Here is a 15,822-nt window from a genome sequence, read left to right on the forward strand (position 1 = left end):
CCTCCGACGTCACGTAGCTCAGGTAGAACCCGCCGGAGCGGGTGATGCTCGCCTCCCACAGCAGCGCGATGAAGTCCGCGGGCGACGAAAGGAGCGCCGCGTCGATGGAGGTGGGGTCCGCCGCCGCCAGCGCGCGCAGCGTCATCCCCCCGCTGTGCGTGAGCGTGGACAGGTTGGTGCGCAGCAGGAACGTCTTCGCGGAGTCGAGCACGTCGCTCGCCAGTCCGCTGCTGCTTCCCGCGGCCGGGTTGGGCGTGTAGAGCAGGTAAAGGGACGCGCCCTCCGCCCCCGGCGGGGCCAGGTACGCGTACAGCTGCTGCAGGAGCGCCGCGCCCGTGTCGTCCGCGCCGCCCACGACCACCGCGTTGGCGGCCGCCGGCGCGGGGCCGTCCGTCACGGGAAGGGACACGGTGAAGTCCACCCGCGTCCCCCAGCCGTAGCACCCGGCCTCCGTGGCGTCCACGCCCTGCCCGGGGTCCGTGTGGCGGGCCGTCACCAGCTCGTACAGCATGTCCGAGCCCGCCGCGGCCGCCGCCGTGATCTGCGTCACGAGCGCGTCGGGGAACATCCACACGCTGGGGCTCCCCGTCACCCCGCCGCCGCCCTCGCACGCCAGGGGCGCGGCGGCGGCCTGCCAGGTCACGTGGTTCTGCAGGGCCACGCGCGGGGGCACCATCTGGAACAGCGCCAGCCGCGACGTCCCCGAGAGCTGCGGGTCCACGGCCGTCGTGGCGACCGTGTCCAGCAGCGCCTGCTGGTCCGCCGTGAGGGTAAAGCTGAGCGACGCGCCGCCGTTCAGCCGCAGCCAGGGGACGTCCGGCGTGTTCGTGAGCGTCACCGTGTAGCCGGACGGCGCGGGGGCGGTTACCGGGTACTGCTGCCCCGTGAGCGCGAAGAGCGGCCGGGTGACGATGCCGGCCAGGTTGGCGGGGTTGGCCAGGTCCGCCACGCTCAGCGCGGCAAAGTCCGGGTCCGCCGGGTCGGGAATGCGCAGCCCGCTCAGCAGGAAGCGCGAGACCATCCCCGACGCGTTGTTCCACTCCGCCTCGGTCAGCAGCCCGGCCTGCAGGGTGGCCGTGCGCAGCGCGGGCACGGCGGTGATGGTGAGGGCCTGCGACGGGGCGAACACGGCGCCCGCCTCCAGCGCCGCGTCGGCCACGTCCTGGATGGTGAGGTCGAAGAGCCCCGCGATCCCCGCGAAGGTGTCCGCCGCCTGGGCCGGGTAGCGCAGCGGCGCCGCCAGCGTCCCCCGCGGCGCCAGGAGCGGGGTGGACGCCGGGACGGCCAGCAGCGCCGCGCCCACCCCCTCCGCCGTGGTGATCATCGTCACCGCGAGGGAGCGGATGGTGTCGCCCACGGCCAGCACGCGCGTCACGGGCGGCAGCACCAGCGCCGTGCCCGCGGGCTGCGCCGCGGCGGGGTCCGTCACTGTCAGTCCCGTGTTCAGCGCCAGCAGCGCCGCCACGTACGTCGCCAGGTCGAACGTGCCCTGCCGCGCGGCCACGCCGTACGCCGCCGCCCAGGTGAGCGTGTCGCCCGTGACGGTGAGGTACGCGCCGGCGGGCAGCACCAGCACCGTCCCCGGCACCTGCTGCGTCGCGGGATCCGTGACGGTGAGCTCCGGGTTCAGCTGGACGATCTCCGCCGCGTACGCCGCCACGTCCGTGGCGCCCTGGGCCACGGCGATGGAATTCAGCGTGTCGCCCGGGAGCGTGGTGTACGTCGTCCCGGGGATGACGAGCGCCGTGCCCGGGGCGAGCACCTGCGTGGCCGTGTACGACGGGTTGGCGGCCACCGTGGCGTCCGTGGCGCTCCCCAGCCCCGCGAGCGCGTTCAGCGTGTCGTTGCCCGCCGCGCGCAGGAGGATGCGCACGCTCACGGCGTTCAGCGTGTCGCCCGCCTGCGTGGTGTACGCCAGGCCGGAGAAGGGCAGCGCCGCGCCGGGGGTAAGGATGCCCTGCGCGTCGCCGTTGGCGGCCAGCAGGTCTCCCGCGCCGTACGCCGCGCCCGCCGCGTTCCGCGCCCCCGCGCCCGCGAGCGCCGCGGCGATGCCCGCGAACGTTTCGCCCGCGCGGATGGCGTGCACCACGTGGTCCAGCGGGAACACGGCGCCCGCGTTCAGCACCGCGAGCGACTGGTTGGGGAGCACGGCGCGCAGGGGGTCGCCGGCCAGCGTGGGGTCGCCCAGGGCGGCGGCCACGTCCGCGATGCCCATGGCGGCGCCGCCCGTGGTGAACGGGTACTGCGCCAGGGCGTCCAGCGCCGCCTTGACCCCCTGCGACATCAGCATGCTGAAGTACTGCGAGAAGACGACGGTGGCCATGGACACCGACCCGTCCTCCACCGCGCCGGACTCCGTGGCGCCGCCCCCGCCGCGCGCGTCGAACTGCTGCTGCAGCAGGGCAAAGTAGGCCTGCACCTTGGCCTGGTAGGTGGCGTCCACCATCGTCCGCGCGGCAAAGCTCACGTTCGTCCCCGCCGTGTCCGTGAGCGTGACGGCCGGCACCATGGGAAAGAGCGCCACCCCCGTCTGCGTGCTCGCGTCGGCGGACGGCGTGACCTGGAACGTGAAGTTGGCGCCCAGGAAATTCGTCAGCGTGCCGTAGTCGAACGCGGCCGCCGTCGTGTCCGGGTCCTGCAGCTGGTTCTGCAGGTCGCCCAGCTGCGCGGCCGTCACGCCCGGCGCCGCGGCGAACCCGCCGCTGCTCGTTCCATCCGCCGCCCCCGCCTGCGCGTAGGTGAACGTGGTCGCGTCCGCGGCCGTCGCCACGGTGAACCCGCCGTCGAAGCCCGCGTCCGCCACGCCCGCCATCCACACGGGGTCCCCCGCGGAAAAGCCGTGCGCCAGCGACGTCGTCACCGTCGTCACCCCGCTCGCCCGGGCAATCGTGGCCACGGGCACGGAGGCCGCCGCGTACCGCGCCGTGCCGCCCGTCGTCGTCCCGTCCGCCGCCGCCTGCGCGTACGTGAACGTCGTCGCCGAGACGATGGAGGCGACGCGGAAGGCGCCGCCGAACGAGGCGTCCGCCGTCCCCAGGATCACCACCGTGTCGCCGAGGGACAGGCGGTGCGCGGCGGCCGTCGTGGCCGTCACTTCGCTGGACGTGCGGACGAGGCCGGCCAGGCCCCACACCGTCTCCGCGTGGATCCCCCAGCCCAGCATGGCCTGCATGAGCAGGTTGAAGGGCGCGCCGGCCGGGTCCGCGCCCGCCAGCCGCCGGTGGGCGGCCAGGGTGGACGCGCCGGGGTCGATGGAGTTCTCCACGGCCAGCAGGATCACCGCCGCCGCCGTCCCCGCCGCGGCCGCGGACGTCACCGTGCCCTGCGTGCTGCTGCCGTCCGCCCCGGCCTGCGCCACGGTGAACGTCTTGTCCGACGGGGACGACACGACGGCGAACGCGCCGTCGAACGAGCCGTCCGCCACCCCGGCCACCACCACGGCGTCCCCGGGCAGCAGGTCGTGCGGCGTCACCGTGGTGAACGTCGTCGTCCCGCCGGCGCGGACGGCCGTGGCCAGCGTCCACGCGTCCGGCCTGGTAAAGGCGGGGAGGGCCCACAGGGGCAGGTCCTGCGGCCCCTGCGGCAGCACGCAGACGGCCGGCCACTCCGTGAGGGTGTCCGTGTCCGGGAGCGACGCCAGCATCAGGGCGCGGAGCAGCCCCGCGTGCAGGGGGACGGTGCTGTGCAGCGTGCGCGCGCCGCGCACGGAGCGCGTGAGCGCGTTGGGCGACGCGCCGTTCCCCGACCCCAGCTTCCACGGCGTGGCGCTCGCGCTGCCGATGGTGAACGACGCCTCCACCGTGGCCTTGAAGGACAGGTGGATGGTGAAGAAGACGATCTTTACGCTCACCCGCACCGACACCCCCGCCCGGATGGCGATGTAGATGGGCTGGTGCGCCTCGATGGTCAGCGTGACGCTGGCGTACGCCGTCACGTCCACGCTGGCCTGGATGATGGCGAAGTCGATGGTGGCGTACAGCCGCCCCACGATGGCCACCGTGCCCTGCAGCCAGTAGTACGTCTCCCTGGGCGACGAGTCCGTGGGGTTGAACCACGCCAGCACCCCCTGCACGATGCCGATCACCGTCACGGTGATGCCGCCCGACAGGACCCCCGCGTTCACCGTCTTTCCCACGCCCAGCGAGAGCGCCACGCCGAACTCGATGACGGGGCTCCACGTGCCGTTGGTGATGACGGGCACGCGGGTGCTCGTGGCCCCGTCCAGCAGGGCAAAGTAGAACCCGCCGTACCCCACGAACGGAAAGACCTGGAGCGAGAACGAGTTGCTGAAGTCCAGCCCCTTGGGAAAGCCGAAGTCGACGCGGAAGTTGCCGTTGGTGTAGATGTCCAGGACGACGACGGGGAGCGTGACCGACACCGAGCCGAACTGCAGGTTGCGCATGGCATCCGGCAGCTTGAGCTCGATGTGGTACACCCCGATGGTGTCCGTCACCTTGCGGTACAGGATCTCGAAGCTCAGCCCGGCAAAGATCTTCGCTTTCTCGCCGGAGAGCTGGATGAGGATGCCGTACAGGTTGGGGTCGTTGAACACGGCGCTGATGGCCACTGTGCCCATCACGCTGAACTGCGCCCCGATCAGCCAGTGGCTTCCCTCCTGGAACTGCAGCCCGCCGCTGCCGCCAAAGGTGGGCAGCGCCCCCGGCTGCGTGGGAAGCACGGAGGCCCGCAGCGCCTTCATCACGTCCTGCACCGTGGCCGGCTGCGTGGCAAAGCCGATGTGCTGCCCCAGCCCCGCGTACTGCAGGTCGAACAGCTGGCTCCCCGCGCCGGGCACGGCGGGGGGCGAGTCGTTGATGGCATCCCACCCCAGCGGCGGGTTGGCCTGCCCCACGCCGAAGGGCTGCCCCAGCAGCGTCCCCTCCAGCTCGATCTGCACCGACGACGGCCTGCCGGCCTGCGCCTGCGTGTACAGCAGCCCCACCTTGGTGATGCTGATGAACCCCAGGTCGATGAGCGGCGCGTCGTACGCCAGCGACACCGTGCCCCTGGTCAGGTTCACCTGCAGCACCAGCGCGTCCAGCGAGATGTCCAGCAGCTTGTTCCAGGGGTCGCCGAAGCTGATGTCGAAGGTGGGGTCCACCATGTGGGCCAGGTGGTTGATCATCGTCCCCACCGTCTCGTTCACCAGGTGCAGCGAAAAGACGGTGTCCACCCCCGGCGCGTTGCTCACCGTGGCGTCGGCCTGCACGGCGATGGTGCCCAGCACCACCTGCCCCGAGAGCGTGGCCGTGTACACGTTCTTGGCGCCGGACGCGTCCACGTTCACGCCCACGGCCATGTCGTTGATGGCCAGCACGGGCGTGCCGAACGGCGCCACGCTGGCGGTGACCACCGCGCCGATGCCGAACGTCTTTTGCGCCACCGCGATGGTGATGCTGAAGCCGCTCACCGACACGGTCAGCAGCCCCGGGGGCAGGTTCAGCGCCCCCTCGAACACGTCCTTGTTGAGCTGGTCCAGCGAGTAGGTGAGCGGCGCGCCCTTCTGCGTTCCCGCGATGGTGAGGTTGGGGACGGTGACCTGGATCTCGAACTCCAGCCCGTTGAAGGCGAAGTCCGCCGAGAGCGCCAGGGTGCTGTACGCGCTTCCCCCGCCCAGGAAGAGGATCTGCCAGCTCGCCGCCAGGGTGACGGTGTAGCTGCCCCACATCGTCCACGGCTGCAGCGTGCCCACCTGCACGCCGATGCTCGTGACGCCGGCGCCGGCCAGCGAGAACGTGGTGCTGTAGCCCAGCAGCCCGAAGGTGTCGAAGTACGGCTTGAGGACGGCCGCGGGGCCGTTGAAGAACGCGTCCCACGTGGCGCCGCCCAGCAGCGCGCCCAGCGAGTTCAGCGAGGCCGTGAACCCCGGCGTGGGCTGGATGGTGAACAGCAGCACCGGCGCGCCGGGCGCGTTCAGGGGCACGGCGGCGCGCAGGTCCAGCGACAGCGTGTTGCCGTTGCTGTTCTGCAGGAGCACCGTGGCGCCCAGGTACATCTGCACCAGCTGCTGCACCGCGCCGTCGTCGCCCGTGACGGGGATGAGCGCCACGCCCACCCCCACCTTGTTCATGCTGAAGAGCGAGCCCACGGCGAGCGACGGGATCCCCAGGTCCGCCGTGAGGTCGAACTCCAGCCCCGCCGTCTCGCGGTCCAGCGTCCCCGCCAGGGCGTAGGTGCTCGACGCGCCCGTGAACTGGGCGATGGTGCCGAACAGCCCGTCCAGCGTCAGGCCGCCGCTGAACGCGAACCCCGCCGCGGGGAGCCCCGATCCGCCGGTGGAAAGCACCAGCTCCGGCTGCGTGAGCGTGAGCGAGTCGTACGGCATGTACGCCAGCTCCGCGAAGCTCTGGCTGAACACCCAGGGAACGGGGTTTCCCTGCGCCTGCATGGTGTGGACGGTGAGCAGGACGCCCAGCGCGCCGCCGGAGTCGAACGCGAACCGCACGTCGGCGTCGCGGTTGTCCAGCGCCAGGAAGCCCTGGATGCCCGCGGGCACCTGGGCCTCGAGCGTGAACCCCGCGGCGGGCGGGTTCTGCGGGATGGCCGCCGGGTCCACGACGAGCAGCAGGGTGCCGTCCGTGCGGCGCAGGTCGTTCTCCACCAGGGCGTCGAGCCCCGTGGTGCCCAGCGCGGCGTCGTTCAGCTGGATCTGGTGCGGCGCGGCGGCGGCCTGGGTGCGCAGCAGGGCGGCGAGCTGTTGTGCGTTCATCCCGTCACGGGGGAGGAAGGGGAAGGAGGCCCGCGCGGCGCGCCGGCCCGTCCGTCCTACACGATGAAGAAGATGGGGAGGTGGTCGCTGGTGCCCACGTTCTGCGCGGGCGGGCCCAGGTGGCCAAAGTTCTCCATCCGGCGGAAGATGCGGTTCACCCCGTTCGCCGAGACCACCGCACCGCCTCCCTGCCATGCGTCCGGGAGCCCCGGCTGCGCCACGCTGAACTGCGTTCCGCTGATGATGGAGGCCACGGTGAAGCTCCCGTTGAAGCCGGGGTCCGTCACCCCCGCCACGGTCACCGGGTCGCCCGCCTCCAGCCCGTGCGGCGTCTCGGTAAGGTACCACGCCGTCCCGCCGGCACGCAGCGCGCCCAGCGGCCCCATGGCGCGGGGCGCGGTGATGGTCGCCAGCGGCGTGTCCAGGTCATCGGCAAAGGCGGGAAGCCCGGCCCCGGGCGTCACTCCCGCCACGCGCTCGGCGTCCACGATGACGGGCCGCGGCACCGGCATGCCCGGCGGCGTTCCCCACCGCACCAGCGCGAAGTCGAGGATCTCGTCGGGGGAGTAGCGCCCCGGCGTGGCCACGGAGCGCGGCAGGTAGCGGGTGGGCCGCAGGGCGGGAAAGGACCACGGGCGCAGCAGCCGCAGTCCCTTGTCCTGGCAAAGCTGCAGCGCCGTGGTGGTTTCGCTGTCCGTGTCGGCCAGGTTCAGGTTCAGGTCGCCCGCGAAGACGGTGACCTCGTCGGCGCCCGGGACCCAGTCGGCCGGGTCCATCCCCGACAGCCGCGTTACGGCGGTGGAGGCGGTGGTGCCGGGCTTGGTGTGCACGGAAAAGAGCCGGATGCTGCGGCCCTTCCCGGCGCGCTCGCTGAACCGGGTCAGGAACGGACGGCGGTTCCAGTCATGGGGAAAGGTCCACTCCGCGCCGTCCCGGTAAAAGATGCACTGGGCGGCCCGCGACGTCCCCGCGGGAACCGTCGCATGCCATGGCGCCGGGTACAGCCCCGTCACCACCGGACCGTTGGGCACGGGGGGGCCGGCCCGCGTTTTCGCGGGCCACAGGAACGGGCCGGTGAACTGCAGGCGGTCGTCGCGCCAGAACACGCCCGCCGTTTCCGTGTGGGTGTTGATCCCCAGGAGGTCGCGCGGGTTCAGCCGCAGGGGCGGCACCAGGCACCAGCCCGGGTCGAGCGCCCGCAGTTCCCCCAGCAGCGCCAGCAGCCCGGCCGGCCCTTCGCCTTCGGCCAGCGTGGCCACCGGGCCCTGGTTGCTCCGGGCCTCCACGATGGTGAACACGTCCGGGTCCGCCTGCGCCACCGTGCTGGTGATGTAGGCCAGGTTGGCCCGCGCGCTGGCGGCGTTGGCATGCGTCTCCGCGGGCGTGGCGCCCGGCTGCGGCGTGATCCGCCTGCTGGTGAACGATTCGATGTTCCAGCACAGGATGCGCATGGGCCGCCCCTACACGATGAAGAAGATGGGGAGGTGGTCGCTGGTGCCCGTGCCGTTCGCCGGCGGGCCGATGTGGCCAAAGTTCCACCGCTGCCGGAACAGGTCCTCCGCGGGGAACGGGGTGTCGGCCGTGCCGCCGCCACTGGCCGCGCCGGGAGTCGCCGGCTGCGCGTAGGTGAACGTGCGGGCCGTGGGCGCCGCCGTCACCGCGAAGTCGCCGTTGAACGAGCCGTCCGCCACCCCGGCCACCCGCACCGTGTCGCCCGCCTGCAGCGCGTGCACGGTGGCGGTGGTGATCGTCGTCACGGCGCCCGCGCGCACGGCGCCCCCCGGCGCGGGCGCGATGGCGTAGGTGGGGAGCGGCTGGGCGGCCTGGATGGTCGCGAGCGTCTGCCCCATGTCGCGCGTCACCGCGGGAAGGCCGCCCCCGGGCGCCGTGCCCGCCACGCGGTCAAGCACCAGGAGCGGGAGCACGGGGGCGGGGAGCGCTCCCGCGCCGTACGACACCAGGGCCCAGTCCAGCAGCTCGTTCCTGCGGTACTGGCCGGGGGTGGCGCTTCGCCGCGGGTAGTAGATGGAGGGCGGGTTCGCCGCCGGGGTGGGCGAGATGGCGACCGGCGTCAGGCGGGAAAAGGCGAGCCCCGCCACCTGCGCCCACTCGACGGCGTTGGGGTTGCGCACGTCCACGTTGAAGTCGCCGGCGAACACCACCACCTCTCCCGCGTTGGGCATGAACCCGGCGTTCATGATCTGGCCCAGCCGCGCCACGGCCGTTCCCGCCGTCGTCCCCGGCTTGGTGTGCACGGAGAACAGGTTGACGCGCCGCTGGGCGCCGTTCCGCTCCGTGAAGGTGGTGAGGTACGGACGGCGGTGCCCCTGCCCGGTGAACAGGATCTCCTGCCCGTTCGCGCCGGTGAACGTGTACTGCGCCGCGGCCGTGGTCCCGGCCGGGACCGCGGCGTCCCACGGGGCCGGGTAGGTGCCCGCCGCCCCCGCGCCGGGAACGGAGGGACCCACGGCGTTCGTGGCCCCCGCGGGCCAGCTCCACGGGCCGTCGAAGCGCACCCGGTCGTCGCGCCAGAACACGCCCACGCTTTCCGTGTAGGTGCGCCCCTCCACGGCCTGGTGGGGGTTCACCCGCAGGGGCGGCACGGCGAACCACTGGGTGCTGTGCAGCCCGCGCAGCTCCGCCAGCAGCCCCAGCACCCCGTCGGGCCCGCCGCCGGTGCCCAGCGTGCCCAGGCCGCCCTGCGACGAGAGCGTCTCCAGCACCACGAACACGTCGGGGTCCGTCTGCTCCACGGTGGAGATGATGTACAGCAGGTTGGCCAGCGCGCCCTCGGCGTTGGCGGCCGTCTGCTGCACCGTGCCCCCCGGCTGCCCGCTGATGCGGTTGTCGGTAAAGAACTGGATGTTCCAGACCAGGATGCGCATCGGCCGCCCCTACACGATGAAGAAGATGGGGAGGTGGTCGCTGGTGCCCACGTTCTGCGCGGGCGGGCCCAGGTGGCCAAAGTTCTCCATCCGGCGAAACAGCCGCACCTCCGCGTCCGCCGAGACCACCGAGCCCATCCCCCGCCACGTGTCGGGCCCGGGCTGCGCCACGGTGAACTGCGTTCCGCTGGTGACGGAGGCCACGGGGAAGGTGCCGTTGAAGCTGGGATCCGTCACCCCCGCCACGGTCACCGGGTCGCCCGCCTCCAGCCCGTGGGGCGTCTGGGTGACGTACCACGCCGTTCCGCCGATGCGCAGGGCGCCCAGCGGGCCCAGCACCCGGGGGGCCGTGATGGTGGCCAGCGGCGTGGCCATGTCGCTGGCCAGGGTGGGAAGCCCGCCCCCGGGCGCCACGCCCACCACCCGCTCGCCCACCAGCATGGGGATCGCGGGCGCCGGCGCGGCCCCGGCGCCGTAGCGCACCAGGGCCCAGTCGAACAGCTGGTCCGTCAGGTAGTTCCCGGCAGTCGCCGCGGCCCGCGCCCGGAACCGCGTGGGCGGGTTGGCGGCCGGCGTGGGCGAGATCGCGATGCGCCGCAGGTCGTCCCACGTCAGCATGTTGATCGCCGCGCTCTCCAGGTTCGTGAGCGCCCGCAGGTTCAGGTTGAAGTCGCCCGCGAACACCGTGACCTCGTTGGCCCCCGGCACCCAGTCGCCGGCCTGCAGAGAGGTGAGCCGCGCCACGGCTGTGCGCGCCGTGATCCCCGGCTTGGTGTGCATGGAGAACAACCGCACCAGCCGCTGCGCGCCGCCCCGCTCCGTGAACGTGGTCAGGTACAGGCGCCGGTGGTTGTTGTCCGTGAACAGGATCTCCTGGCCGCCGCCGCTGAAGAACCGCACCTGCGGGGCCGCCGTGGTGCCGCCCGGGACCGCGGCGGCCCACGGCGCGGGGTAGGCGCCCGCGGCGGCCGTCCCGGGCACGATGGCCGGCCCCGTGGCGTTGGTGCCCGGGGCGGCGGGCCAGGCCATGGGCCCGTCAAAGCGCACGCGGTCGTCGCGCCAGAAGACGCCCACCGACTCCGTGTAGGTCCGGTCCGCCAGCACCTCGCGGGGGTTCACCCGCAGGGGCGGCACGGCCATCCACTGGTTGGACAGGATCCGCAGCCCCGCCAGCACCGACAGCACCCCGTCGGGCCCGCCGCCGTCCGCCAGCGTGCCGATGGCCCCCTGCGACGAGAGCGTTTCCAGGATCACGAACACGTCCGCGTCCGCCGCCGCCACCGTGCTGGTGATGTACGCCAGGTTGGCCTGCGCGCTCGCCGCGTTCGCCAGCGTCTCCGCCAGGGTGCCGCCCCCCTGCGGGGTGACGCGGGCGCTGGTGAAGAACTGGATGTTCCAGACCAGGATGCGCATCAGCCCTCCACGGCCCCCGCGGCCGGCAGCGCCGGCGCGGTTCCGCCCGTTCCGCCGCCGCCGTTCGCCGGCGGAAGGATGCCTCCGTTGGGGTTCGTGCCGGCGGCCTTTTGCTGCACGGGCTTGGCGTACGCCGCGTACCACCCCAGCGTGGTCCCCGCCCCCGCCTGCCCCGGGTTGCCGAAGAGGACGAAGTTCACCTGGCCCACGGGCGGAAAGGTAAAGCTCAGGAACTTGAAGCCGATGCCGTACAGGATCAGGATGAACGTGTTGCTGGCCGGGTCGCCCACGATGGCCAGCGACTTGAACGTGATGTCGAAGATCCCCTCGACCTGGATGGCCTTCTTGCTCCCGCTGCTCCCCGGCAGCTTGAGCCCCACGTAGACGCTGGGGTTGCTCGCCGTCCCCCCCGGGCTCCACGCGGCCGCCAGCGTGGCCACGAAGCCGGACTGCGCCGCCAGCGCCCCGGGCGAGCCCAGGTCCAGGTTGAAGTTCAGCGAGAACCAGGGCGACTGCAGCGCGCTTTGGGTCAGCGGCGACTGCACGCCCATGAAGCCGCCGTCCGCCGGCGTCGTCCCCGCCCTGCCCTGCGTGAGCGCGCTCACGGTGAGGGGAAAGTGGCTGAAGAACGAGTCCGGCCGCGCCGTGCTTCCCGCCGGGTCCAGCGAGAGCGCCCCCGCGTCAAAGGTGAACGCCGGGGTGATGGGGGTCTGCTCGCTGTCGAAGTCCATGGCGATGACCAGGTTCCCGAAGCTCAGCCCCGCCGGCGCGCCGCCCGCCGCCGTCCGGCCGAACGAGAACACGTCGAACCCGGCCAGCGCCCGGAAGTCCGCCAGCCCCCAGAACACGAACTGCGACTGGATGAACGTGGCGGCCACGCTTCCGCCCGTGCTCGTGGCGTCGGGCGCGCCCGCCTGCCCGTACGTCAGCGTCGTGGCGGACGGGACGGAGGCGGCCGCGAAGACGCCGTTGAACGAGTCGTCCGCCACGAACTCCACCCGCACGGAGTCGCCGGCGGCCAGGCCGTGGGGCTGCGCCGTCGTCAGCGTCGTCGTCCCCCCCGCGCGGACGGCGCCGTTGGCCGCGAGGGCGTAGCTGGGCTGCTGGGGAGACACGGTGATGAACTGCCCGCCCGAGAGCTGGACGGTGTTCAGCACGGCGCTCGTGAGGTCAAAGACGGAGGGCGCGCCCGTGGGCGTCTGAAAGGTGTACGACTCCTGGGTGTGCCCGTTGGATTCGTGCTTCTGGTACACGCCGTACATCTGCACGATGTTGTCGGGCGTGCCCCGCAGCGCCGCGCTCTCGCCGAACAGCTGGTTCACCTGCAGGTCGATGATGCTGCCGAACCCCGCCACGGCCGAGTTCAGGAACAGCACCTTCAACCGCTCCACCTGGAACTGGTACGGCGCGCCCGTCGTGCGCAGCGGCCCCGGCGCCTGGTAGTTGATCAGCCCGAAGATGGACGAGTCGGTGATGGACAGGTCGCCCGGCGTGGCGGGCACGTTCACCCGCGACGCGCTGATGCCCACGTGGTGCGCGTAGAACTGCGCGGGGTCGATGCCCGCGGCCAGGCCGGCCAGCTGCGCGGGCAGCTCGTCCAGCGGCGCGCGGACGTTCAGCGCCAGGATGCCGTTCCACGCCGGGTTCGTCACCGCGTTCACGAACGCCGCGAAGTCCGCGTCGTTGGGGTCGGCGCTGCTGATGATCCCCGCCAGCGCCTGCGCCGTCTGGGCGGGATCGGCGTTGAAGGTGGAGGGGAACGCCCAGGCCCCGGGCTGCCCCGTGAGGTCCCGGATGCCCTGGTTGTAGAACTTGATGATGAAGATCGTGCCGAACCGGGCCCAGCTCGCCGGGTCCAGGTCAAAGTTCCACAGCTCGTCCGCGTCCGCGCCCACCTGCACCGTGCTGCTGTCCTGCAGCAGCACGCCCTGCATGGACGCGGGGTTGGTGACCACCAGGAAGAGCTTGTTGCTCTGGAACGCGCTCAGCAGGTCGCCCTGCACCCCGTTCAGCAGCAGCTGCGCGCCCGTGGCCGCCATCTGCCCCAGGACGACCTCGTCCCACACGGGCGCGCCGGGCGTGTACGTGGCCAGCAGCCCCTGCGGCGTCGTGCTGTACTTGCTGGCCGGCGCCGGGTCGACCGTCAGCGCGCGGGTCCGGAGCTGCACCTGCGTGGTCGTCCCCGACAGCACGCCGCGGCGCAGGGGGCTGATCACCTGCGACTCCATCTGCGCGTACGCCGCCAGCGCGCCCGACGCCCCGGCGTACGGCAGGAGCGGAAACGCCTCCGACGGCGTGGGCGGCCACGGCAGCGTGGCGGCCAGCACCTGCTGCGCGGCCAGCGACGGCAGCGTCGTGACCCCGGACGGCTGCGTGGCGGCGTAGTTGAAGAGGACGGACTGGTCCGGCTGCGCGTAGTAGTCCAGCGTCCCCGACGGCGCCGAGACGGCGGCGAACGACGTGGTGGGCGGGGTGGAGGGGACGAGGTTCACGCTCCCCGGCGCCAGTCCCGGATAGAAGCCCGCCGCGTACGCCGGCTGCCCCGGGTAGAACGAGAGCAGGTCGCCGTCCCCCCCCAGCGCCACGAACTCCACGCCCGACAGCCCGCAGAGCACGGACGCGCCGCCCGTGACGGCAAAGTCCCCCTGCGGCACCAGGTACAGCGGCTCCGCGGGCCCGGGCGGGCTGGCCACGGGGCGCTCCGCGAAGGCCAGCCGCGCGAACGCCGTGGGCGCGCCGCTCCCCGTCCGCGGCTGCAGCGCGAGCGCCTGCCCCAGCGTGGAGCGCAAGTACGAGGGCACGGGGGCGGCGGCCGGCCCGGGGAGCCCCGCGTCTCCCGGCGAAAAGGCCAGGAACGTCCGCGCGGAGCTCAGGGGCGCCAGCGGGTCCATGGCCGCGTACAGCGCCAGCGACGACGTCTCCGTGGCCAGGAGGGGAAAGCGGAGCGAATCCAGGAAGAACGCCTGCGCGCTTCCCCCGGCGGGCTCGCCGTAGAAAAAGCGCAGCCCCACGTCCAGCGTATCCACGTCGGGCACGCCGCCCGTCTGCGCCAGCGTGGCCGGAAAGCAGAGGCAGCCGGCGAGGGGGCCCGTGGCCGGGAGCGTCAGCGGGCCGCCCGCGACGGCGGGGAGCGGCGTGCCCCCCCATCCCGCGATGAGCGTGGCGGGCGGGCTCCCCGCCGCGCCAAAGGTGAACACACCCGCCCCGTCATCCACCGAGACCGCCGCGCCGCCCGCCAGGAACAGGCTCAGGTTGCGGAAGCCGAACGTGGTGCTGCGGCTCGTGGCCCACGTCCCGCCCGAGGGCTGGTAGACGGCGGCCGAAGGCCCGCTCAGCGCGCCGGAGACGGGAACGGAGCCGGCGAGCCAGGCAAAGCGCGGTGCCTTGAGGCTGGGGTCCGCCAGGAACGACCACGCGGCCGTGGCGAACGCCTGCTCGCCCCCCGCCGCGACGGGCTGCGGGAGAAAGAGGTAGGCGCCGCCGGGATACGCCGTCCACGACTGGGCGAGCCCCAGGGTGGCCGGGGGCGCGGAGGTGTCCGCGGGAAGGAGCAGGTACAGCGCCGGTCCGGAGGCGCCGGCGCCCTGCGGCGCGTACAGCTGGGGAACTGCGGTCTGCTGGAACTGCATCCGCGCCTCCTGCGCGCCGTGGGTCGGCCCGCCGGCGCGCGGGGCGGCCGGGCGGGCGAAGGGGGGAGCCGGCCGCGCCGGGTGCTACTGCGCCAGCTGGATGAGCAGGCGGTCGCCCTTGACCAGCGGCAGGTCCAGCGCGCGCGGGTCCATCACCGTGCCCGCCAGCGTGACGGGGGAAAACTGCACGGCCACGAACTGCTGCCCCGTCGCCGTCGTCACGGGGCGGGAGAGCGTGACGGGCGTGGTGCCCTGCGCGTAGCCCAGCATGCGCCACGTGGTCACCCGCTCCACCAGGTTGGCCACCGTCGTCCCCACGGGCACGTACTGCAGCTGCAGCGGCGCGTTGGCCCCCAGCTGCAGCCACACCGCGATCTCCGGCACCACCGCCGCGCGGCCGCGGAACACGGTGCACGTCACCCCCGGCGTGGCGGCGCCCGCGGCGCAGGTGCCGCCCAGGTACGCCGTGGTGGCGGCCTCCAGGTCCGTGAGCGTGCTGGCGCCCAGCAGCGCCGCGTTCCCCGTGAGCCCCAGGCTGCCGGGGTCCGTCCCCGCCGGCATCGCCTGGGGCAGGCACAGGCGCACGTACTTGCGGCCCGTGCCCGCGGCCTGCAGGTCCGGGAGCCCGCCCGCGGCCACGGGCGAGGCGGACACGGCCACGGTGGGCGCGGACACCGTCCCCAGGAACGAGTCGAACACCGTCACCCGCCCGCCGCCGGACGCGGGCGCCGACTGCACCGCCCAGCGGTACTGCGAGGCGCCCAGGTAGCCGTTGGTGGGCCCGCCGGGGCCGGTGAACTGGCTGCTCTCGAACTCCACCCGCAGCTGCATCCCCGGCTGCACGTCCACGTACGGCAGCGTGCCGCTTGCAAAGCCGGGAAGAAGGCTGAAGCGGTAGAAGAGCGACTCCTGCAGGGGCGCGGGCATGATCTCCGCCGTCTGCTGCGCCAGCAGCGTGGTGGCGCCGGGGATCAGGACCCCCGTCTGCTCAAGCTTCGATTCCACCTGCTGCCAGAAGCCGATCCAGTTCTGCATCAGCGCCTGGCGCGCGGCGGGCGCGCAGTTCCACGCGTTGTTCCCCAGGATGGTGACCTGGGCGTCCACGCTGGCCTGGTACGGCGGCTGGGGGTTCCCGCCGGCGGTGGGATCGGGGACGAACGCGATCTGGAAGTCGGCGTTGGAGACC

Annotated in this window: 4 protein-coding genes and 2 pseudogenes; all 6 read right to left on the minus strand. The window is 73.1% G+C overall.

Annotation, left to right across the window (positions count from 1 at the left end; all coding sequences use genetic code 11):
- A pseudogene (locus tag VFZ20_RS23855) lies at positions 1–6,709 on the minus strand (hypothetical protein); the annotation flags it as partial.
- Positions 6,710–6,765: 56 nt separating this feature from the next.
- On the minus strand, positions 6,766–8,160 hold the full coding sequence (locus VFZ20_RS23860) for a hypothetical protein (RefSeq protein WP_329686461.1): 1,395 nt from the start codon (positions 8,158–8,160) through the stop codon (positions 6,766–6,768).
- A 9-nt stretch (positions 8,161–8,169) separates the two neighbouring features.
- The gene (locus VFZ20_RS23865; RefSeq protein ID WP_329686462.1) at positions 8,170–9,594 is read right to left on the minus strand and encodes a hypothetical protein; all 1,425 of its coding nucleotides are present in this window, start codon (positions 9,592–9,594) and stop codon (positions 8,170–8,172) included.
- A gap of 9 nt (positions 9,595–9,603) precedes the next feature.
- Positions 9,604–11,007, minus strand: a complete 1,404-nt coding sequence (locus VFZ20_RS23870; protein WP_329686463.1) for a hypothetical protein — start codon at positions 11,005–11,007, stop codon at positions 9,604–9,606.
- The gene (locus VFZ20_RS23875) at positions 11,007–14,636 is read right to left on the minus strand and encodes a hypothetical protein (protein ID WP_329686464.1); all 3,630 of its coding nucleotides are present in this window, start codon (positions 14,634–14,636) and stop codon (positions 11,007–11,009) included. Before VFZ20_RS23875 ends, VFZ20_RS23870 begins: the two co-directional genes overlap by 1 nt.
- 84 nt (positions 14,637–14,720) lie before the next feature.
- Positions 14,721–15,822 (minus strand): annotated as a pseudogene (locus tag VFZ20_RS23880) (hypothetical protein); the annotation flags it as partial.

The organism is Longimicrobium sp., from assembly GCF_036280135.1.
Lineage (GTDB): Bacteria > Gemmatimonadota > Gemmatimonadetes > Longimicrobiales > Longimicrobiaceae > Longimicrobium.